The organism is Mycobacterium sp. 1165178.9 (assembly GCF_001673555.1).
Lineage (GTDB): Bacteria > Actinomycetota > Actinomycetes > Mycobacteriales > Mycobacteriaceae > Mycobacterium.
The window spans coordinates 1-20,629 of sequence record NZ_LZMB01000580.1 but is presented as its reverse complement, the minus strand read 5'-3'; the positions used below and the strand labels follow the sequence as shown (position 1 = coordinate 20,629).

Annotated in this window: 20 protein-coding genes and 1 pseudogene; 1 reads left to right on the top strand and 20 read right to left on the bottom strand. The window is 64.9% G+C overall.

Going from position 1 to position 20,629, the window contains the following annotated elements:
- Positions 1-338 precede the first annotated feature (338 nt).
- On the bottom strand, positions 339-1,592 hold the full coding sequence (gene murA, locus A5652_RS25020) for a UDP-N-acetylglucosamine 1-carboxyvinyltransferase (protein WP_067358405.1): 1,254 nt from the start codon (positions 1,590-1,592) through the stop codon (positions 339-341).
- Between the two features lie 68 nt (positions 1,593-1,660).
- On the opposite strand from murA, the gene A5652_RS25015 reads away from it, so the two are divergent.
- Positions 1,661-2,245, top strand: coding sequence for a cob(I)yrinic acid a,c-diamide adenosyltransferase (locus A5652_RS25015; protein WP_067358403.1), 585 nt, complete (start codon positions 1,661-1,663; stop codon positions 2,243-2,245).
- A gap of 34 nt (positions 2,246-2,279) precedes the next feature.
- Here A5652_RS25015 and A5652_RS25010 read toward each other — a convergent pair whose 3' ends face one another.
- The 19 genes and pseudogenes from A5652_RS25010 to A5652_RS24920 form a co-directional block, all read right to left on the bottom strand.
- Positions 2,280-2,723 carry a DUF2550 domain-containing protein gene (locus A5652_RS25010; RefSeq protein WP_067358400.1) on the bottom strand — a complete coding sequence of 148 codons (444 nt, stop codon included), beginning with the start codon at positions 2,721-2,723 and terminating at the stop codon, positions 2,280-2,282.
- Between the two features lie 6 nt (positions 2,724-2,729).
- Complete coding sequence (locus tag A5652_RS25005; RefSeq protein ID WP_067127682.1) at positions 2,730-3,095, bottom strand: F0F1 ATP synthase subunit epsilon; 366 nt, start codon at positions 3,093-3,095, stop codon at positions 2,730-2,732.
- 35 nt (positions 3,096-3,130) lie between these two features.
- Positions 3,131-4,600: a F0F1 ATP synthase subunit beta gene (atpD, locus tag A5652_RS25000; RefSeq protein WP_067358397.1), complete on the bottom strand. Its 1,470-nt coding sequence runs from the start codon at positions 4,598-4,600 to the stop codon at positions 3,131-3,133.
- Positions 4,601-4,621: 21 nt separating this feature from the next.
- The gene (locus tag A5652_RS24995; RefSeq protein ID WP_067358394.1) at positions 4,622-5,542 is read right to left on the bottom strand and encodes a F0F1 ATP synthase subunit gamma; all 921 of its coding nucleotides are present in this window, start codon (positions 5,540-5,542) and stop codon (positions 4,622-4,624) included.
- A 6-nt stretch (positions 5,543-5,548) separates the two neighbouring features.
- The gene (gene atpA, locus A5652_RS24990; RefSeq protein WP_067358391.1) at positions 5,549-7,252 is read right to left on the bottom strand and encodes a F0F1 ATP synthase subunit alpha; all 1,704 of its coding nucleotides are present in this window, start codon (positions 7,250-7,252) and stop codon (positions 5,549-5,551) included.
- A 58-nt stretch (positions 7,253-7,310) separates the two neighbouring features.
- Entirely contained in the window at positions 7,311-8,651 is a 1,341-nt protein-coding gene (locus tag A5652_RS24985; protein WP_067358389.1) for a F0F1 ATP synthase subunit B/delta, read from the bottom strand.
- 6 nt (positions 8,652-8,657) lie between these two features.
- Positions 8,658-9,188, bottom strand: coding sequence for a F0F1 ATP synthase subunit B (locus tag A5652_RS24980; RefSeq protein WP_067358386.1), 531 nt, complete (start codon positions 9,186-9,188; stop codon positions 8,658-8,660).
- A 9-nt stretch (positions 9,189-9,197) separates the two neighbouring features.
- Entirely contained in the window at positions 9,198-9,443 is a 246-nt protein-coding gene (locus A5652_RS24975) for a F0F1 ATP synthase subunit C (RefSeq protein WP_065052998.1), read from the bottom strand.
- Positions 9,444-9,530: 87 nt separating this feature from the next.
- A complete protein-coding gene (gene atpB / locus A5652_RS24970) occupies positions 9,531-10,289 on the bottom strand; it encodes a F0F1 ATP synthase subunit A (RefSeq protein ID WP_066864573.1) in 759 nt (252 codons plus the stop codon).
- Positions 10,286-10,777 (bottom strand): ATP synthase subunit I, encoded by a 492-nt coding sequence (locus tag A5652_RS24965; RefSeq protein WP_067358383.1) that lies wholly within the window; start codon positions 10,775-10,777, stop codon positions 10,286-10,288. Before A5652_RS24965 ends, atpB begins: the two co-directional genes overlap by 4 nt.
- A gap of 216 nt (positions 10,778-10,993) precedes the next feature.
- Positions 10,994-12,227 (bottom strand): annotated as a pseudogene (locus tag A5652_RS24960) (glycosyltransferase family 4 protein).
- 4 nt (positions 12,228-12,231) lie between these two features.
- Positions 12,232-12,891, bottom strand: coding sequence for an L-threonylcarbamoyladenylate synthase (locus A5652_RS24955; protein ID WP_067358377.1), 660 nt, complete (start codon positions 12,889-12,891; stop codon positions 12,232-12,234).
- Positions 12,884-13,762, bottom strand: a complete 879-nt coding sequence (prmC, locus tag A5652_RS24950) for a peptide chain release factor N(5)-glutamine methyltransferase (protein WP_067358375.1) — start codon at positions 13,760-13,762, stop codon at positions 12,884-12,886. The genes A5652_RS24955 and prmC overlap by 8 nt, the downstream gene beginning before the upstream one ends.
- Positions 13,759-14,832 (bottom strand): peptide chain release factor 1, encoded by a 1,074-nt coding sequence (prfA, locus tag A5652_RS24945; protein WP_067358451.1) that lies wholly within the window; start codon positions 14,830-14,832, stop codon positions 13,759-13,761. Before prfA ends, prmC begins: the two co-directional genes overlap by 4 nt.
- 99 nt (positions 14,833-14,931) lie before the next feature.
- Positions 14,932-15,162 carry a 50S ribosomal protein L31 gene (rpmE, locus tag A5652_RS24940; RefSeq protein WP_067358373.1) on the bottom strand — a complete coding sequence of 77 codons (231 nt, stop codon included), beginning with the start codon at positions 15,160-15,162 and terminating at the stop codon, positions 14,932-14,934.
- Between the two features lie 189 nt (positions 15,163-15,351).
- Positions 15,352-17,202 carry a transcription termination factor Rho gene (gene rho / locus A5652_RS24935; RefSeq protein ID WP_067358371.1) on the bottom strand — a complete coding sequence of 617 codons (1,851 nt, stop codon included), beginning with the start codon at positions 17,200-17,202 and terminating at the stop codon, positions 15,352-15,354.
- Between the two features lie 267 nt (positions 17,203-17,469).
- Positions 17,470-18,414, bottom strand: a complete 945-nt coding sequence (thrB, locus tag A5652_RS24930) for a homoserine kinase (RefSeq protein WP_232001433.1) — start codon at positions 18,412-18,414, stop codon at positions 17,470-17,472.
- Positions 18,415-18,559: 145 nt separating this feature from the next.
- Entirely contained in the window at positions 18,560-19,642 is a 1,083-nt protein-coding gene (gene thrC, locus A5652_RS24925; RefSeq protein WP_067358369.1) for a threonine synthase, read from the bottom strand.
- Positions 19,639-20,629 (bottom strand): homoserine dehydrogenase (locus A5652_RS24920; protein ID WP_067358366.1); only part of this gene is annotated, 991 nt, incomplete at its 5' end. The genes thrC and A5652_RS24920, both read right to left, overlap by 4 nt.

Sequence of the window (20,629 nt, the reverse complement as noted above, 5' to 3'; positions counted from 1 at the left end):
AGAGAAAATCTGACCTAACAAAAAGACACCAAATAACTGGCATCAAAATAACGACCACACCCACACACGGGGGGTGTTAGGTATGGCCAAAAAACAACAACAAATAATAAACACCAAACACACTATTGAGTTCTCAAACAACACTTGTTTCGCCCGTTTTGGGGCAACCCTGCCAGCTTAATACAAGTCCGGCAGGTTAGTCAACTCCCAATTTTGATCTTCTAGAGACCGTCTCGGGAGCAGCCGTGCCAGGCTAGTACCAATCCAGCGAGGGAGTCAAGGCCCCGCGTTCGTCCACCTTCGCGTTGGTGACCGCGCTTGTGGGGCACTGACTTTGGTTACTGTACCCGCTCGATCTCCGCTCCCAAAATCGCCAGGTTCTCCACGAACAGCGGGTAGCCGCGATCGATGTGGAAGACGTCGTGGACCTCGGTGTCTCCGTCGGCGACAAGCCCGGCCAACACCAGGCCGGCGCCCGCCCGAATGTCGGAACACCACACAGGTGCACTCGACAATTGCGGCAGACCCCGAACGACGGCGTGATGCCCGTCGGTTCGGGCGTCGGCGCCAAGGCGAATCATTTCTTCAACGAATCGAAAGCGCGCCTCGAATACGTTCTCGGTGATCATCGACGTGCCGTCCGCGATCGAGGCCAGGGCGATCGCCATCGGCTGCAGGTCGGTAGGAAATCCGGGGAACGGCAGGGTCGCCACATTGACGGCCTTCGGACGCTCGTACTGCGCCACCCGGAAGCTGTCGTCGGTCTGGGTGACGGTGGCGCCCGCGTCGTGCAGCTTGTGCAGCACCACCTGCAGGTGCGCGGGGTCGATGCCCGTCACCGTGATGTCGCCACGGGTTATCGCGGCGGCGATCCCCCAGGTTGCGGCGACGATGCGATCGCCGATCACGCGATGCTCGGTCGGGTGCAGCTTCGGAACGCCGGTGATCGTCATCGTCGGCGAACCGGCACCCTCGATCTGCGCGCCCATCTGGTTCAACATCGTGCACAGGTCCACGACGTCGGGCTCGCGAGCGGCGTTGTGGATGGTGGTGACGCCCTCGGCCACCACCGCCGCCATCAGGATGTTCTCGGTGGCGCCCACCGAGGGAAACTCCAACTGAATCTCCGCGCCGCGCAACGTATCGGCTTGCGCCACCACGCATCCGTGCTCGATGTTGCATTGCGCACCGAGTTGGCGTAGCCCGGCCTGGTGCATGTCCAGCGGCCGCGATCCGATCGCATCACCGCCCGGCAGCGCGACGCGGGCTCGCTTGCACCGGCCGACCAGCGGTCCCAACACGCACACCGACGCCCGGAACTGCCGCACCGCGGCGAAGTCGGCGTCGTATTTCGGTTCGTCCGGAGAGGTGATTCGGGCGATATCGCCGTCCAGTTCGACGGTTGCGCCCAGGCCGCGCAGCACCTCCGCCATCAACGGCACATCCAGGATGTCCGGGCAGTTGGTGATGGTGCTGGTGCCCTCGGCCAGCAGCGTTGCGGCCATCAGCTTCAGCACGCTGTTTTTGGCGCCCCCGACTGCGACTTCGCCTGACAACCGGTTGCCGCCGGTCACCACGAATCGCTCAGCCACCCGCGTCAGTCTAGTGAAGCGGTATCGCCTTGTCAGTCGGCCAACCCACACCCGAGTACGGTTTGCTCATGGCTGTACACCTGACTCGCATCTACACCCGAACCGGTGACGATGGCACGACGGGATTGAGTGACTTCTCGCGGGTCTCCAAGAACGATCCTCGGCTGGTGGCCTATGCAGATTGTGACGAGGCCAACTCGGCGATCGGTGTAGCCGTCGCGGTCGGTCAGCCGGACGAGAAGCTCACGGGCGTGTTGCGGCAGATCCAGAACGATTTGTTCGATGCCGGGGCGGATCTGTCGACTCCTGTTGTCGAGAACCCCGAGTATCCGCCGCTGCGCGTCACCCAGCCCTACATTGATCGGCTCGAGAAGTGGTGTGACGCTTACAACGAGTCGTTGCCGAAGCTGAATTCGTTTGTGCTGCCTGGTGGTTCGCCGTTATCGGCGCTACTGCACGTCGCCCGCACCGTGGTCCGTCGAGCCGAGCGCTCGGCGTGGGCGGCCGTCGATGCCGCGCCTGGGCAGGTCAACGTCCTGCCCGCGAAATACCTTAACCGCCTGTCGGATCTGCTTTTCATCCTGTCGCGCGTGGCCAACCCCGACGGCGACGTGTTGTGGAAACCGGGTGGCGAGGACGCCACCACGAGGTAGCCCGCCGGCTGGTTCGCCCGACGATTGACGCGGTCTACAGGCTGCGCCGACGGGAACGTGGCGACGGGCGCGACTCCAGCCACGACAGGAACGCGGTCAACGCGCCCTTGTCCAGGGCGATCTCGTAGCCAGACCTGCGGTCCTGGGTCGTATCGCGCAGCTCGATGACGACGATCTCGTCGGTCATGATGTCGAACTCGTCGCCGCGCGGTGCCCGCCTGGACACGATCTCCACGCCTCGCCGGCTCAGCCGCCGGTCCGGCCACAATCGCAGACTGGAGAGCCGGTAGAACGCGGCTTCCCCGCCGCGGTAACGGATTACGCCATGTCGCCAACCGTGGCCCCCGACCGCCGGAATGTCTCGCATGATCCCCGCGGTACCGCCCTGGCGCAGCTTCCACAGCCGATAACTCAGCGCGATAACGGCGCTCGCCAGCACGATGACGAGCACGACCATGCCGACCATGGGCGCGCTCATCGGCGGTTAGTCGATCGCGCCGACGGCACGCAATCTCGCGCGCCCCTTGGCGGCGATACGCGGGTCGTCAGACTCAGAAGCCTCTCTGGCGGCGCTCTCGTCGATCTCCGACTCGAACTCGGCGGATTCGGCGAGGATCGTCACCGATTCCTCGGTGACAGATAGGAATCCGCCATCCACCGCGATCCGCAGATCGTCTTCGCCCTCTCTCTCGACGCGCACCATTGCGTCGTCGACCAACTGCGCCACCAGCGGGATGTGCCGCGGCAGGATGCCGATCTCACCGACGGTGGTGCGGGTGAACAGAAACGTTGCCTCACCCGACCAGATCTTTCGGTCGACGGCGACTATCTCGACATTCAAATCCGCCATACCACAGAGCCTTTCAGAGCCTTTCCGCTCATGCGTCAGGAATCAAGTTTGGCGCCAAAGCCTTCGGCCTTCTTAGCCAGGTCGTCCAGGCCGCCGATCAAGAAGAACGCCTGCTCCGGGATGTGGTCGAAATCGCCCTTGGTCAGCCGGTCGAACGCCTCGATGGTCTCCTTCAGCGGCACCGTCGAGCCGGGCTGACCGGTGAACTGTTCGGCCGCCATCATGTTCTGGGAGAGGAACCGCTCGATGCGCCGCGCGCGCTGCACGAGCTGCTTGTCCTCTTCCGAGAGCTCGTCGATACCAAGGATCGCGATGATGTCCTGAAGGTCCTTGTACCGCTGCAAGATTCGGATGACTTCCTGCGCCACCCGGTAGTGCTCGTCACCGACAACACTCGGGTCCAGAATGGTCGAGCTCGATGCCAAGGGGTCCACCGCGGGGAAAATGCCCTTGGAGAACACGTTTCGAGAGAGCTCGGTGGTCGCGTCCAGGTGCGCGAATGTTGTTGCCGGCGCCGGGTCGGTGTAGTCGTCGGCGGGCACATAAACGGCCTGCATCGACGTGATCGACTTGCCTCGCGTCGAGGTGATGCGCTCCTGCAGCTCACCCATCTCGTCGGCCAGCGTCGGCTGGTAGCCCACCGCGGACGGCATACGACCGAGCAGCGTCGAGACCTCCGAACCTGCCTGGGTGAATCGGAAGATGTTGTCGATGAACAACAGCACGTCCTGGCCGGCCTCGTCGCGGAACCACTCGGCCATGGTCAGCGCGGACAACGCCACCCGCATACGGGTGCCGGGCGGCTCGTCCATCTGACCGAACACCAACGCGGTGTCCTTGAGCACGTCGGCTTCCTTGAGTTCGACCCACAGGTCGTTGCCCTCACGGGTGCGCTCCCCCACGCCGGCGAAAACCGAAGTACCACCGAAGTTTCGGGCGATACGGTTGATCATCTCCTGGATCAGCACCGTCTTGCCGACGCCGGCACCACCGAACAACGCGATCTTGCCACCGCGCACGTACGGGGTGAGTAGGTCGACGACCTTGAGGCCGGTCTCCAGCATTTCGGTGCGGGGCTCGAGCTCTTCGAACGCCGGCGGTTTGCGGTGGATTGACCAGTGGTCGAACTCCTCGCCGTACCCGGGCTTATCCAGGCAGTCGCCCAGGGCGTTGAAGACGTGACCCTTGACGCCCTCACCGACCGGCACCGAGATCGACTTGCCGGAGTCAGTTACCTCAACGCCGCGCACCAAGCCGTCGGTGGGCTGCAGCGAGATGGCCCGAACGAGGTTGTCACCCAAGTGCTGCGCAACCTCGAGTGTCAGGGTCTTCTTGAGCTCCTCGAAGGTGATCTCCGCGTTGAGCGCGTTGAACAGCTCGGGTACCGAGCCGCGCGGGAACTCGACGTCGACGACGGGGCCGGTCACCCGTACGATGCGGCCATTGGTGTCGCCATTGGTCGACTTCTTGTCAGTCTTCTTGGTGCTTTGAGTAGTAGCAGCCATATTTTTCTTCTTCCTCGTGTGCTACTGAGCGTCAGCGAGCGCGTTTGCGCCGCCGACGATTTCGCTGATCTCCTGGGTGATCTGAGCCTGGCGCTCCCGGTTCGCCATCAACGTCAGCTCTTTGATCAGGTCGTCGGCGTTGTCGGTCGCCGACTTCATCGCTCGTTGACGCGACGCCAGCTCCGATGCCGCCGACTCGAGCAACGCGGCGTATACGCGGGTCGTGATGTACCGCGGCAGCAACGCATCGAAAAGCTCTGTCGCACCGGGCTCGAACGAGTACAGCGTGTGGAGGTCGTCGGTGTCTTCGACATATTCCACGACCAGTGGGGCAATGCGGTGGGCCGCCGCCGCCTGCGACATCATCGACTTGAACTCCGAGTAGACGATGTGCAGTTCGTCGACGCCCTGGTCGTCCTCCAACTTCTGATCGTCGTCGTCATCGCCGACCCCGGCCATGAAACTCTCGACCAAAGTGGACGCGATCTCCTGGGCGTTCTCGACCTGGGGCTGCTCGGAGAAACCCGTCCAGGATTCGGTGATGTCCCAGTTGCGGAACTTGAAGTAGTTCTGCGCCTTCCGGCCCACCGTGTAGACGCTGGGTGTCTTGCCCTCCTCCCGCAGCAACGAGAACAGTTCCTCGGCGCGGCGGAAGATGCTCGAGTTGTACGCACCGCACAGACCGCGGTCCGAGGACACCACCAAGACGCCGGCGCGCTTCGGCTCCTCTCGTTCGACCAGCAATGGATGGTCCAACGCTGCTTCGGAGGACAGCGTGGTCAGCATCGAGGTGATCTGGAATGCGTAAGGCCGGGCGGATTCCAGCCGGGCCTGCGCCTTGCCGATGCGCGAGGTCGCGATCATCTCCTGGGCCTTGGTGATCTTCTTGATCGACCCCGCCGACCGAATCCGGCCGCGTAATTCGCGAAGTGTTGCCGCCATCGGTAGCTACTTCTTGTCCTTGCCAGAGGCCTTGGCGGATTCCTTCTTGGTGTCCTTGGCCTCCTTTGTGTCCTTAGGCTTTTCCTTCTTGACCTGTACGGACTCCTTTTCCAGATCCTCTTCATCCAAGGCCTCGACGTGCTCGTCGGGCACCACCGATCCGCCGCCGGTGGCCGCGAAGCCCTTCTTGAAGTTGTTGATGATCTCGGTGAGCTGGTTCTCGCCCTCTTCGGAGAGTTTTCCGCTGTCGTGGACACCGCTCAGGAACTTCTCTTCCGAAGCCCGCATGTGGTCGAGCAGCTCGGTCTCGAAACGTCGGACGTCCTCGACGGGTACCGAATCCAGGTGACCGCCGGTGCCCAGGAAGATCGAAACCACCTGCTCCTCGACCGGCATGGGTTGGTACTGCGGCTGCTTCAACAGCTCGACCAGGCGTTCACCGCGCTCCAGCTGGGCCTTGGACGTCGCGTCAAGGTCGGAGGCGAATGCGGCGAAGGACTCCAGCTCCCGGTACTGCGACAGATCGAGACGCAACGAGCCGGCCACTTCCTTCATGGCCTTGATTTGCGCGGCGCCACCAACGCGGGACACCGAGACACCGACGTTGATGGCCGGCCGCACACCCTGGTTGAACAGGTCGGACTCCAGGAAGCACTGACCGTCGGTGATCGAGATGACGTTGGTGGGGATGTAGGCCGAGATGTCGTTCGCCTTGGTCTCGATAACCGGCAGACCGGTCAGCGATCCGCCGCCGAGGTCGTCGGAAAGCTTGGCGCAACGCTCCAGCAGGCGGGAGTGCAGGTAGAACACGTCGCCTGGGTACGCCTCGCGACCCGGCGGGCGGCGGAGCAGCAGGGAGATGGCGCGGTAGGCCTCGGCCTGCTTGCTCAGGTCGTCGAACACGATCAGCACATGCTTGCCCTCGTACATCCAGTGCTGGGCGATCGCCGAACCCGTGTACGGCGCAAGCCATTTGAAGCCGGCGGAGTCAGACGCCGGCGCCGCCACGATGGTGGTGTAGTCCATGGCGCCGCCCTCGTCGAGCGCGCGTCGGACCGAGGCGATCGTGGTGCCCTTCTGGCCGATCGCCACGTACACGCAGCGCACCTGCTTGCGTTCGTCGCCCGACTCCCAGTTCTCCCGCTGGTTGAGGATGGTGTCCACGCAGACGGCGGTTTTGCCGGTCTTGCGGTCGCCGATGATCAGCTGGCGCTGGCCGCGCCCGATCGGGGTCATCGCGTCGATGGCCTTGATCCCGGTCTGCAGCGGCTCGCTCACGCTCTGCCGCTGCACCACCGACGGCGCCTGGATCTCCAGCGCGCGACGAATGTCGGTATCGATGTCGCCCTGGCCGTCGATCGGCTGCCCGAGCGGATTGACCACGCGCCCTAGGAACGCGTCGCCCACGGGCACCGATAGGACCTCGCCGGTGCGCTTGACCTGTTGGCCTTCTTCGATTTTCTCGAAGTCACCCAGGATCACCGCGCCGATGTCGTGTTCGTCGAGGTTCAGGGCGACGCCGAGGACCCCGCCCGGGAACTCGAGCAACTCCTGGGTCATGACGGAGGGCAGACCCTCGACGTGTGCGATGCCGTCCCCGGCCTCGATGACCGAGCCGACCTCCTCGCGGGCAGTATCGGAGGTGAAGGAGCCTACGTACTCCTCGATGGCGCTCTGGATGTCCTCAGCGGAGATGGTCAACTCGGCCATGGCTTTTCGTCTTCCTACTTGATCTTGTTCGCGTGTAATTGTGATTGGTCGATGGTGGTCAGTCGGGCAATTGAGCCTGGGCCGCGGCAAGTCGAGAAGCGAGCGTCCCGTCGATCACTTCGTCGGCCACCGAGATGAGCAGCCCGCCCAGTAGTTCGGCATCGATCTGGAGCTGCACCGCCACCGGATGGTCGTAGATGCGGCCGAGCACGTCAACGAGGCGGGTGCGCTGCGCATCGCTGAGTTCGGCTGCCGCGCTGACCTGCGCCACGATTTCGCCGCGGCGCGCGACCGCAACTTTCGCCAGGAACTGAATGGCCTCGTCGGCGTTCTGGCCCCTCAGCAGCTCCACAGTCTGGACCAGCAGTGCCATCGTGATCGGATTGACCCGGCCGCTCGCGCTGTCAAACACCTTGCGCAGGAGGCCGACTCGCCCCTCCACCGGAACGGAGTAGTCGCCCAGCAGGATCGCCAACCGCGGCTCCGCGTCGAGGGCGCGGGAGAACCGGAACAGCTGTTCTTCGACCTCGTCGACTTTGTCCTCACGTTCGGCTACTTCGAGCAACGCCTGCCGAGACACGTGTTCGATGGCGTCGATGAGGTCGGAGTTGGCCGACCAACGCTCCGATACGGCCGAGCGCAGCACGTCGAGGGTGACGTCGCCGACCTTGCCGGAGAGCAGCCGCTCGATCAACTGGACCCTGGGAGCTCCATCCTCGGCCGGAACGGTCAGATACCGCGTGACGACGATCTCGCGGTCCAGCATCTGAGCAACGTCTACCAGCTCACGGGAGACAGTCGAAAGCCCCTTGTTGTCAAGGTTTTTGGCTAGGTTGCTGAACTTGTCCGACAAGTTGCCAAGCGCGATGCGACTCGACGAACGCATCTTGGTCATCAGCGGATACTGGACGTCGGCCGCAACGGGCGCCATGTCGTCGAGTTCGTCGAGGAACCGGTCGACAGTGGCCGACTGCTGTTCGGAATCGGCGACGTAGTTGCGCACCAACTCGCCCGCCTGGCGCACCGCTTCGTGGCCGAGTTCCAGCCGGAGCTGTCGGCTCAACTGGGTGCGCAAGAGATCGACCTGACGGCTGCCCTGGGCGTTGATGCGTTCGGACTCGACATCCGCCTGGGCCCGCAACTGCTCGACGATGCGGCCCGCGTCAGTCTGGGCCTCCTCGACGACCCGTTCGCCCTCCGTCTTCGCGTCTTCCACGGCCTTGCTATGCGCCGTTTTCGACTCACTCAGCCGATCGCCCGCCGCCGCAGCATCTTTCAGCTGTTGGCGCACGGCGTCTTGCCGCGCGGCCATCAGCCGACGCACTGGCGGCACGACGTAGCGCACCACCAGGAACACGATGGCCGCAAAGCCCACCAATTGGCCGATGAAAGTCGACATACGTATTTACCGTCCGGATGTCTTGGTTGCGGATGTGGTCGCGGCGGGGGCGACGTCGACGCCGAGGATGCGACTTGCCAACGTCGCCGACATCGACGCAACGTTGGCACGCAGATCCAGTTCCACGGCGTCCCTCTCCCGCTTCAATTGCTCGGATGCCATTTGCAACGTCGACATCACCTGTTGTTCGGCACGGGCGCGCGCGTCTTCGACCACCTTACGACCTTCGGCGCGGGCATTGTCGCGCAACGACGACGCCTGAACCCGCGCCTCGCTCAGGGTTTCTTCGTAGTCGGCCTTGGCCGCTTCGAATTGCTCGGTCGCCTTCTTGTTGTCGGCAGCCGTCTTGGCGACCATGGCCTCGCGCTCGTGCAAGACCCTCATCACCGGCGGCACGACGAATGTGCCGATGACGGCCAGCACGATCAGGAAGATCGCCAGCACGAAGAAGAAGGTGCCGTTGGGGACGAGGAAGTTGTTGCCTCCCTCGGCCACCACCTGGCTGGATGCCAAAATGCTCAGACTCGCGTCACGCATTGCAGCGAATTACTTGACCGGGGTAGCGAAGACGAACAACGCCATGAACGCCAGGTTGATGAAGTAGGCCGCCTCGACCAGACCGACCGTGATGAAGAACGGCGTGAACAGCCGGCCCTGCGCCTCGGGTTGCCGGGCGATACCCGACACCAGCGCGTTACCAGCGATGCCGTCACCGATGCCGGCGCCGATCGCACCGCCGCCCATGATCAGGCCTCCGCCGATGAGAGCGGCGGCAGCGATTTGAGGGTCCATGCCTGCCATTCTTTTCCTCCTTGATAACTGGTAGGGGTCTACCAGGCCCTTGTAATGATGTGTGGGTCAAAATGATTCGTGGTTGTCTCAGTCATGGTGGTCCTCGATCTCCATCGACTGACTGAAGTACAGGATGGTCAGGATCGAGAAGATGAAGGCCTGGATCGCCCCCACGAACAGGTCGAAGGCCTTCCAGATCGCATTGGGCGCCCACATGATGTACGGCGGGAACATCGCGATCAGCGCGACCAGGATGCCGCCGGCGAAGATGTTGCCGAAAAGTCGGAGCGACAGCGAGATGGGCTTGGCGAGCTCTTCGACGAGGTTGATCGGCGCCAAGAACGCCACGTGACCCTTGACCACCGCCAGCGGATGCCCGATTATGCCGCGGCGCCAGATGCCCGCCACGTGGTAGCAGACGAAGACGAAAAGGGCCAGCGCCAGAACGTAATTGATGTCCGCCGCCGCCGACTTCAGCAACTCGCTAGCGTGCCCGGATTTGTCCTTGTACTGCAGCGGGAGGACCGACAGCCAGTTGGAGATCAAAATGAACACGAAGATCGTGACGGCCAACGGCAGCACGAACGGGGCGATCCGCATGCCGATAGCGCTCTCGATCTGTCCGCGCATCTGTTCGGTGATCGCCTCCCAGAACAGCTGAACGCCACTCGGCACGCCCTTGGACGTGATCTTCGCGCGCAAGAAGAAGGCCAGACCGAGCACGATCACCGCGGCGATCGCGGTCGACAGAATCGTGTCGGTGTTGACGGTCAGGCCAAGCCACGTGGCTTTATTGTGCTCGCCAACCTCGATTGCCGACTCGGCCAGGAACGTCGTCCCAGTCATCGTTGCTGTTCCTTACCTTCCGTTCCGTCCGATCCTGCGATCACGCCGCCTTCGGCCCCGTCCGAAGACTCCGCCCAGTCGCCGGCGCGCAGCTTCTTCCACACCGGAAGCGCTGTCGAGAAGACCAAGAGGACCTGGAAAAGCGCCAATCCGAACACGACACCCAGGCCGGCGGGCCGAAAGACGTAGGCGATGATCAGCCCGACGACGGTAATGATGGCCAGCCGTGACGCCGAGTTGACCGCCATCGACCTTTTCAGCGGGTGATCCTTGCTGGTGATCGATTCAACGGAGCGACGCACAAGCACCGCATTGAGCAAACCCAGGAGAAGTCCGACACCGAAGAAGACTCCGACCATCAAGTGACCGGACAGTCCGGCGGCGAGCACCGCGACCGCAGTGATGGCAATGCTGATAGCGAAGAGCCGAACCGGACGGAAAGCAACAGAGGGGAACACCAACGGCGCGTCTTGCGCTGGTGTCGTCACCGCAGCACCTCAATCCCAGGTTGGTAAAACGGGAACCCCCCCGACCGACTGATCGGTGGTCCGCCGAGCGTATCGCACGTCACAGTTGAATCACCCAAGGGGTAGCTCCCGAGGCCGGTCCTAAACCAGCCCGGTCGGATCAGCCTCCGATGGGCCGGTCGCCTGCGCGGCTTTTTGGGGTTCTACCAGCACCGTACCACACCGCCGACCCTACTACTACTCCTCGTCGTAGTACTCGTCTCGACCGCGCAGAAGCGGGATCGCCGTGGCGATGCCGGCCACCACGATGGCGCCCAGCATCACCGCGGCGGTATCGCGCGGCCGGAAGAAAATCGTGCTGGCCGCGCCGAACGCGACGATCCCGACCCACAGATAGATCAGCAACACCACCCGACGGTGCGAATGGCCAATCTGCAGCAACCGGTGATGCAGGTGCATCTTGTCCGGGCTGAACGCGCTGCGACCCGCGCGGGTGCGGCGCACGATCGCCAGCAGCAAATCGAGCATCGGCACAAAAATGACCGCGGCCACCAGGAGGAACGGGGACAGCAGCACGAACACATCGCGGGCGCCGTAGGCGTTCTGCGAGACGGGCCCGGCGGCCGTCGTCGACGCGGCCGACAGCATCAGACCAATCAGCATGGAGCCGGAGTCGCCCATGAAGATTTTGGCGCGGTGGAAGTTGTGCGGCAGAAAGCCCAGGCAGGCCCCGGCGAGCACCACCGAAATCACCGCGGGCGGATAGAACAGGACGTCACCACCGTGGTCGCGCAGCAGGCCGACCGAGAACATGCAGATCGCCAGCGCCGTGATCAGGCCCAGCCCGGCGGCCAGACCGTCGAGGCCGTCTACGAAGTTCATCGCGTTGACGACCGACACGGTCAGCGCCAGGGTCAGCAGGATCGATGAGGCCTGGTCGAGCACGATGGTGCCGACGCCGCCGATGGGGATGTAAAGGACGCTCCATGCCACGCCCATGGTGACCAACACGCTGGCCGCGGTGATCTGCCCGGCGAACTTGGTCAAAGCATCAAGACCCCAACGGTCGTCGATAAGACCGATACCCATGATGACCGCGCCGGCCACCAACACGGCCGGCATGCCGGTGGAGTACACGAATCCACGGGTGAGCGCGGGAAGTTGGGACGCCAGAAAGACAGCCGTGATGACGCCGAGGAACATTGCCAGCCCACCCATCCGGGGGGTCGGCGTCACGTGGACGTCGCGCTCCCGCGGGTAGGCGACCGCGCCCAGCCGGGTGGCCAGCACCCGCACCGGTCCGGTCGCGAAGTAGGTGATTATTGCTGCGGTCAAGCCCACCAGCGCCAGCTCACGAAGCGGAACACCGGTGCCGCGGTCTCCCAGCGCCAGCAACCCACCGGCAAGGTTAGTCACATCGCTGGACATCACCGAGACCGTACTGGACAAACCTGGCACCTCGACAACCGATCCAGTCAGGCCGGGGCGGTCAAGCTTTCCGGATCGACGGCGAGTACTTCGGCGATCCGTTCCGCGCTCACCGGACCCGCCCGCAGAATCCGCGGCGTGGCACCGGTCAGGTCGACGATCGTGGAGGCTGCGCCTTGGTCGGACGGACCCGCTTCCAGATAGACGTCCACCAGATCGCCGAGCTGGCCGCGTGCCTGGTCGGCATTCACGGCGGCGGGACGGCCGGAGACATTGGCGCTCGACACCGCCAGCGGCCCGACTTCGCGCAATAGTTCAATGGCAACGGGGTGCAGCGGCATTCGCAACATCACCGTGCCGCGGGCGTCGCCGAGATCCCACTGCAATGACGGCGCCTGGCTCACCACGAGGCTCAACGCGCCCGGCCAGAAGGCGCGGATCAGGTCGCGGGCCCCGTCCGGCATGGTGTAGACGAGGCCCTCGATGGTGTGCCAGGAGCCGACCAGCACACCCACCGGCATGTCGCGCCCCCGGCCCTTCGCCGACAGCAACGCGGAGACCGCGGCGCCGTTGAACGCGTCGGCGCCGATGCCGTACACCGTGTCGGTCGGCATGACGACCAGGCGGCCGCCCTTGAGCGCTCCTGCCGCCGCGGCGATTCCGAGTGAGCGCTGACCGGGATCCGCACAGTCGAAGACGTCAGCCATTGGCGTCGTTCTCCCCCGGTGTTGCTTTCCTGCGGGCTGTCACGAATCGGGGCCGGCCGGTCAGGTCTCGGCGGGCCCTGACGTCTTCGAAAGATTCTGTGCGATCGAATAATTCCACCGTCTGCGCCGAGGTGGTGTCATCGTGCTCGACGCCGATCAGTCCGCCCGGACGTAGCCAGCGACCGGCGAGACGGACGAGGGGGGCGATCACCGCCAATCCGTCCGGGCCGCCGAAGACGGCCTGATGCGGATCGTATTGCGCGACTTCGGGGTCCAGCACGGCATCATCGGGCACATAGGGCGGGTTGGCCACCAACATGTCGACTCGACCGTCCAGTTCGGTGAGCAGTCCCGGGTCGGATGCCAGTTCGGTGACGTCGGCGCACAGCAGCTCGATAGCCGTGCCCTGTGCGTTGCGGCGCGCGTATTCCAGCGCGGTATCGGAGTTATCGATGGCGACGATGCGCGCCGCGGGCCGGTGGTGGGCCAGCGCCACCGCCAAAGCGCCCGACCCGGTGCACAAGTCGACGATGACGGCCTGCGGCGCGAGTTGTTGCGCGGTAGCCCATTCCAGCAGCGCCTCGGTCTCGGGGCGGGGTGTGAAGACACCGGGTCCCACGTGCAGCGTGACGGGGCCGAATGCCGCGGTCCCCAGGAGATGTTGCAATGGCACCCGTTGCGAACGCGCGGCCACGACGTCGCGGTAGCGCCCCAGGAAGTCGTCGTCGGGGGGATCCAGCAGACCCAGGCGCCCGCGGTCAGTTTCCGCCAAATGCGCCGCCAGCTGCTCGGCATCCCAACGCGCAGAATCGATTCCCGCTTCGGCAAGGGTGACCGCAGCATCGTCGATCGCGCGCCGCAGGGCGTTCATGCCTGTTGCAGCCGGGACTGCTTGTCGGCGGCGGCCAGTGCGTCAAACAAGGCGTCGAGGTCGCCGTCGAGAACCTGGTCGAGGTTGTGCGACTTGAAATTGATGCGATGGTCCGCAATCCGGTTTTCCGGAAAGTTATACGTCCGGATGCGTTCGCTGCGGTCGACGGTGCGAATCTGGCTGGCCCGGTCCGCCGAGGCATCCGCCAGTGCCTGCTCCTCAGCCAACGCCTGCAGACGGGCGGCCAGGACCTGCAGCGCGCGGGCTTTGTTCTGCAGCTGTGAGCGTTCGTTCTGGCAGGTGACGACGATGCCGGTAGGCAGGTGCGTGATGCGCACCGCAGAGTCGGTGGTGTTGACACCCTGGCCGCCCTTGCCCGACGAGCGATAGACATCGATGCGCAGGTCCGACTCGTCGATCTGCACCTCACCGACTTCTTCGGGTTCGGGATACACCAGCACGCCGGCCGCCGAAGTATGAACGCGGCCTTGGGATTCCGTCACCGGGACGCGTTGCACCCGGTGTACTCCGCCCTCGAATTTCATTCGCGACCAGACCCCGTCGGCGGTGTCACCCTTGCTGGCGATCGCCAGCGTCGCGTCCTTGTAACCGCCGAGGTCCGAAGTGGTTTCGTCGAGGACGGTGACGGTCCAGCCATGCCGTTCCGCGTAGCGGATGTACATCCGGGCCAGGTCGGCCGCGAACAAAGCCGATTCCTCCCCGCCTTCACCGGATTTCACTTCGAGCACGATGTCGTCGGGATCATGCGGGTCGCGCGGTGCCAGCATGTCAGTGAGTTGGGTGTCCAACTCCGACACCTGGGCTTCCAGATCCGTGACCTCGGCCGCGAAGGACGCGTCGTCGGCGGCCAACTCTCGCGCCGTATCCAGGTCGTCGCGCGCGGCCACCAGCTTTCGGTAGGTGCCCACGATCGGGGCCAGCCGAGCGAACCGCCGTCCGGCCTTGCGGGCCTCGTCGGGATTGCTGTGCAATTCCGGGTCTGCGAGCCGGCGCTCGAGGTCGGCATGCTCAGCCAGCAGCACATCAATGGTCTGTACTGGCTTGGTCACTGCCACACCTCCTGCCCCGCTTCGCCTGTCATCACCGCAAACGCAAACCGACGCCCGGCCTGCGCGACGGTGCGCACAGTTCGGGCGTCGGTAACCGAGCTATTTGTCGGCAGCAGCGCCGGCGCTGCGCTTGCCGTACCGCTTCTCGAAGCGGGCCACCCGGCCACCGCTGTCGAGGATCTTCTGCTTGCCGGTGTAGAAGGGGTGGCACTGCGAGCACACCTCGACGACGATGCGCCCGCCGTCCTTGGTGCTGCGCGTCTGGAAGGTGTTGCCACACCCGCAGAGCACCGTGGTCTCCGCGTAAGCGGGGTGAATGTCAGCTTTCATGGTGTCCTCTTCGATCGTTTGTCGCCCGCCCCCGTCCGAACTCGGACGGTCGGGCGTGAACTGCAGAACCTCAGCGGTGGCCGGATAATCGAGGCTCGATTATGCCAGGTCAACTGCCATCATCCCAAACAGCGAGCTGCGCCCGTACATTCCCGGAGGGCCGATTTGGCCTCGGGTCCGCCCCAAGGGCTAGTCGTTGTCCATCGCCCCCGGCGTCGTCTTGGACACCTGGACCAGGAACTCGTAGTTGTTCTTCGTCTTGCGCAGCTGCGACATCAGCAGGTCGATGGCCTGATGCGAGTCTAGGCCCGACAGCACGCGGCGCAGCTTGTGCACGATGCCGAACTCGTCCGGCGACAGCAGCAACTCGTCCTTACGGGTGCCCGACGGGTTCACGTCGACGGCCGGGAAGACCCGCCGCTCGGAGATCTTGCGGTCCAGCTTGAGCTCGGCGTTACCGGTGCCCTTGAACTCCTCGAAGATGACCGTGTCACCGGTGGACCCCGTCTCGACCATCGCGGTAGCGATGATGGTCAGCGACCCGCCTTCCTCGATGTTGCGGGCGGCGCCCAGGAACCGCTTCGGCGGGTACAGCGCGGTGGAGTCGACACCACCGGACAGGATCCGCCCCGAGGCGGGCGACGCGTTGTTGTAGGCGCGCCCGAGCCGGGTGATGGAGTCCAGCAGCACGACGACGTCCTTGCCCTGCTCAACCAGCCGCTTGGCCCGCTCGATCGCCAGCTCGGCGACCGAGGTGTGGTCCGACGGCGGCCGGTCGAAGGTCGAGGCGATGACCTCACCCTTGACCGAGCGGGTCATGTCGGTGACCTCCTCGGGCCGCTCATCGACGAGCACGACCATGAGGTGGCATTCCGGGTTGTTCCTGGTGATCGCGTTGGCGATGTCCTGCAGGATCGTCGTCTTACCGGCCTTGGGCGGCGACACGATCAGGGCACGCTGGCCCTTGCCGATGGGCATGATCAGGTCGATGACCCGGGTGGTCAGCCGGTCGCTGGTGGTCTCCAGACGAAGCCGCTGGTTGGGGTACAACGGCGTCAGCTTCGAAAAGTCCGGCCGCTTCTTGGCGTCCTCCACCGAGCCGCCGTTGACGCTGTCCAGGCGCACCAGCGGGTTGAACTTCTGCCGCTGGTTGGGCTGTTCGCCGTCCTTCGGCACGCGGACCGCGCCGGTGACGGCGTCACCTCGGCGAAGGCCGTTCTTGCGCACCATGTTCATCGACACGTAGACGTCATGCGGGCCCGCCAGGTAGCCGGAGGTGCGCACGAAGGCGTAATTGTCGAGGACGTCAAGAATGCCGGCCACCGGCTGGACGACGTCGTCCTCGCGCAGCTCGGTGTCGCCACCCTCACCGGATCGCTCACCCCGCCTGCGGCGGTCACGGAAGCGGCGTCCCCGCCGGCCCTGACGGCCCTCGCCGTCGTCGTCTTGCTGGTTCGAGTTACCGCGGCCCTGCTGGCCGCCGGAGTTTTGATCCTGATCACTGCCGCCGTCTTGGCCGCGGTCGTCATTCTGGTTGTCTTGCTTGGTTTTCTCGCGGCGGTCAGCCTCATTGGGAGCGGCGCCCTCGCGGCTGCCCGAGCTCTCGCGGTCGGTCTCGTCGTTGCCGCGGGCGGAGGATCCCGCTTCGCGGGATGCGCCGCGTCGTTCACGGCGGGGCGCCTCGGTCGTCGCACCGTTCTGGTCACGCTCGGACGCCGGCGCTTCGGCGCTGTCGTTCTTCTCGGTGCCTTGGTTGTCCGACTTGGCGCTGTCCTCAGTGGACTTGGTGCCATTGGCGGGAGCGCCGTTGGCCTGGCCCCGGACTTCCTTGATCGCGGCAATCAGTTCGTTCTTGCGCATACCCGACGTCCCTTTGACGCCAACTTGATTGGCCAGCGCGCGCAGCTCGGGCAGCACCATCGTGGACAGTGCACCGCCCGACACGTTGGGTTTCGCGTCTGGAGTGTCTGTGGTCACGGCATTCGGTAGTTGATTGGCGTCAGTGTTTTCGCCAGCCGTGAACAGGTCCGTATCAGTCACGGATTTCCTTTCTTCCCCCGCTGATCAGGTCATACGGGGGGTTCGTTGCATTCAGGCAAATTGCCGAGTGCGCCCAATCATCGACATTGCAACGGTGATCGCCTGGATCGGCGGAGTAAGCGGCGAACCTCGTCCACAAGAAGAATTGGTGTTGTCCTAGCGGCAAGGCAGTATGTATGCAGATGCAGATGCTGCGATTGCTGGACGGCTCCGAGGATAGCCCCCATCCCTGCTGGAAGCAAGCAAACCCTCCGGCCACGCCATGGATCAACCGACGACGGTCACTCCCGGGCTCCAGCGCGCTGGTTCGCCAGCGGTCATTTCGGTGATGGTGAATCCGATCTTGGTCCCGTACTCCATCACTTCCGAGGGCAACTCCGGCGCCGTGGTCAGCGCAATCAGCGACGGTCCTGCCCCCGAAAGCGTCGTCGCGATATTATGACGCCGCAGCAGTCGCAAATATTCCGCTGAGGCCGGCATGGCCGGTGCGCGCTCCGACTGGTGCAATACGTCTTCGGTGGCTGCCATCAGCAGGTCCGGCCGTTCCGTGAGTGCCACCACCAGCAGCGCGGCGCGGCTGACGTTGAACCGTGCGTCCTCGTGGCTGATCTGCTCGCGCAGCAGCACGCGGGTGTCCGCGGTGAGTGAGCGTTCCTCGGGAATCGCGGCGTACAGGTGGATATCGGGGTGAAGCCGCAGCGGCACCGCAGCGTACTGCGGGTGAGTACCACTGCGGTCAGCCCAGGCAACGACCGCACCGCCCAACACGGCGGCCGCCGCGTTGTCGGGATGTCCCTCGAACTCCGAGGACAGCTGGATCAGTTGAGCGTCGCTCAGCGGTGTCCAATCGGTCTGTGCGACAAGGCCGTTTGCGGCCGCCAGCCCGCCGACCGCCGCCGCTGCGGAGGAGCCGAGGCCGCGCGAATGTGGGATGGCGTTGCGGCAGCGCACCACCAGGCCCGGCGCACGGACCCCCATAGCCCGCAACCCACAGTCCAGGGCACGGACCACCAGGTGTTCGGGCCCCACCGGGAGCTGGCCCGCACCCTCGCCTTCGACCAGCACGACCAGCCCGGATTCCGTTGTCTCCACGACGATTTCGTCGTAAAGACTCAACGCAAGACCGAGGGTGTCGAAGCCGGGGCCAAGGTTGGCGCTGGACGCCGAGACCATGGCGCTGGCCACCAAGCCGGCAGGCAGCATCGGGGTCATCAACGGCCTTTCGTCGCGCTTGCGATCGCCACGGACCCCAACGCGTGGCGACCCGCTGCACCCGACTTCGTCGCGCTTGCGATCGCCACGGACCCCAACTCGTGGCGACCCGCTGCACCCGACTTCGTCGCGCTTGCGATCGCCACTAGGCCAGCCCCAGCTTTTCGACCACGAGGACCGGGTCCACCGGCAGCGGGGTGACGGTTGGCATGTCACGCAGAGCGGTGTCGGGATCCTTGAGGCCGTTGCCGGTCACCGTGCACACGACCGTCGACCCGCGGGCCACCCAACCGTCGTCGACGGCCTTGAGCAGGCCGGCGATGCTGGCCGCCGAGGCGGGTTCGACGAAGACGCCTTCGGACTCGGCCACCAGGTGGTAGGCGGCCAGGATCTCTTCGTCGGTTGCGGCCAGGAAGCGCCCATTCGATTGCCGCTGCGCGTCAACGGCCGCCGTCCACGACGCCGGCGCGCCGATGCGGATCGCGGTGGCGATCGTCTCCGGGTTCTTGACCGGAGCGCCGTGCACCAAGGGGGCCGCACCCGCCGCCTGGGTTCCCAGCATGCGCGGCAACTTCTCGATCAGGCCCTCGTGGTGATACTCGGTATATCCCTTCCAGTACGCGGTGATGTTTCCCGCGTTGCCGACCGGCAGGGCGTGCACATCGGGTGCGGCGCCAAGCGCGTCGACGATCTCGAACGCCGCAGTCTTCTGGCCCTCGATGCGCACCGGGTTGACCGAGTTGACCAACGAGATCGTCGGAAAGTCTGCGGCCATCTTGCGGGCCAGCTCCAGGCAATCGTCGAAGTTGCCGTCGATCTGAATGATCTTGGCGCCGTGCATAACCGCCTGCGCCAGCTTGCCCATCGCGATCTTGCCCTGCGGTATCAGCACCGCGCAGGTGATGCCGGCACGCGCCGCGTATGCCGCTGCCGACGCCGAGGTGTTTCCGGTGGACGCGCACAACACCGCCTGCTGGCCACGGGCCAGCGCGTCGGTGACTGCCATTGTCATGCCCCGGTCTTTGAAAGAACCGGTGGGATTGAGGCCTTCGACCTTGAGATGCACCGTGCAGCCGGTCTTTTCCGAGAGCCGGCCCGCCGCGATCAACGGGGTACCCCCCTCGAGCAGGGTGACTGGGGTCCAGTCGTCGCCGACCGGCAACCGGTCCCGGTATGCCTCGATGAGACCGGGCCACGGCTGATGAACCGCGGTGCGCGGAGCACTCATAGGGTGGTCCCTTCCAATCGCAGCACGCTGGTCACGCTCTCGACGACGTCCAAATCGGCCAGCGCATCGACGGTTTCAGACAGCGCGGCGTCCGTGGCGGTGTGGGTAACCACGACGATACGGGCGCCCACCCGTCGTCCGTCTTCGTCTGCGACGCCTTCCTGACGGACCTCGGCGATGCTCACCTCGCGCTTGGCGAATTCGGCCGCCACCGAGGACAGCACGCCGGGCTTGTCGGCGACGTTCATGCTGACGTAATAGCGCGTGGAGATGAAACCCATTGGGGCTACCGGAAGCTGGGCGTACCTGGATTCCCGCGGCCCGCGGCTGCCCAGCACCCGGTTGCGGGCGGCCATCACCATGTCACCGGCCACGGCGGACGCGGTCGGCGCGCCGCCGGCACCCTGGCCGTAGAACATCAACCGGCCGGAGGCCTTCGCCTCGACGACGACCGCGTTGAAGGCGCCGTTCACCGTGGCCAGCGGGTGTGACAACGGCACCAGCGCCGGATACACGCGCGCCGATACTCGCTCGTGTCCATCGTCGGTCGTGATGCGCTCGCAGATGGACAGCAGCTTGATGGTGCAACCCAGGGCCTGGGCCGACTCGAAGTCGGCCGGGGTGACCTTGGTGATGCCTTCGCGGTAGACGTCGTCGGCGGTGACCCGGGTGTGAAAGGCGATGGACGCCAGAATCGCAGCTTTGGCCGCCGCGTCGTAGCCTTCGACGTCGGCGGTGGGGTCGGCCTCGGCGTAACCCAGCGCGCTGGCTTCGGCCAGCGCGGAGTCGTAGTCGGCGCCGGTGTCGTCCATCGCGGACAAGATGTAATTGGTTGTGCCGTTGACGATTCCGGCCACCCGTAACACCGTGTCGCCGGCCAACGACTGTGTCAGCGGACGGATTACGGGGATGGCGCCGGCGACGGCCGCCTCGAAATACAAGTCGACATGCGCACTTTCGGCAGCCTGAGCCAACTCGCCGGTGGAG

Coding starts and splice junctions, on each gene's coding strand:
- atpA (WP_067358391.1), bottom strand. CDS start 7,252: ATGGCCGAGTTGACCATCTCCGCTGAGGACATCCAGAGCGCCATCGAG.
- A5652_RS24995 (WP_067358394.1), bottom strand. CDS start 5,542: ATGGCGGCAACACTTCGCGAATTACGCGGCCGGATTCGGTCGGCGGGG.
- thrB (WP_232001433.1), bottom strand. CDS start 18,414: ATGACCCCGATGCTGCCTGCCGGCTTGGTGGCCAGCGCCATGGTCTCG.
- prmC (WP_067358375.1), bottom strand. CDS start 13,762: ATGAACGCCCTGCGGCGCGCGATCGACGATGCTGCGGTCACCCTTGCC.
- A5652_RS24975 (WP_065052998.1), bottom strand. CDS start 9,443: ATGGACCCTCAAATCGCTGCCGCCGCTCTCATCGGCGGAGGCCTGATC.
- A5652_RS25015 (WP_067358403.1), top strand. CDS start 1,661: ATGGCTGTACACCTGACTCGCATCTACACCCGAACCGGTGACGATGGC.
- thrC (WP_067358369.1), bottom strand. CDS start 19,642: ATGAGTGCTCCGCGCACCGCGGTTCATCAGCCGTGGCCCGGTCTCATC.
- A5652_RS25005 (WP_067127682.1), bottom strand. CDS start 3,095: ATGGCGGATTTGAATGTCGAGATAGTCGCCGTCGACCGAAAGATCTGG.
- A5652_RS24980 (WP_067358386.1), bottom strand. CDS start 9,188: ATGCGTGACGCGAGTCTGAGCATTTTGGCATCCAGCCAGGTGGTGGCC.
- A5652_RS24955 (WP_067358377.1), bottom strand. CDS start 12,891: ATGGCTGACGTCTTCGACTGTGCGGATCCCGGTCAGCGCTCACTCGGA.
- A5652_RS25010 (WP_067358400.1), bottom strand. CDS start 2,723: ATGAGCGCGCCCATGGTCGGCATGGTCGTGCTCGTCATCGTGCTGGCG.
- rpmE (WP_067358373.1), bottom strand. CDS start 15,162: ATGAAAGCTGACATTCACCCCGCTTACGCGGAGACCACGGTGCTCTGC.
- A5652_RS24985 (WP_067358389.1), bottom strand. CDS start 8,651: ATGTCGACTTTCATCGGCCAATTGGTGGGCTTTGCGGCCATCGTGTTC.
- atpD (WP_067358397.1), bottom strand. CDS start 4,600: ATGGCTGCTACTACTCAAAGCACCAAGAAGACTGACAAGAAGTCGACC.
- atpB (WP_066864573.1), bottom strand. CDS start 10,289: ATGACTGGGACGACGTTCCTGGCCGAGTCGGCAATCGAGGTTGGCGAG.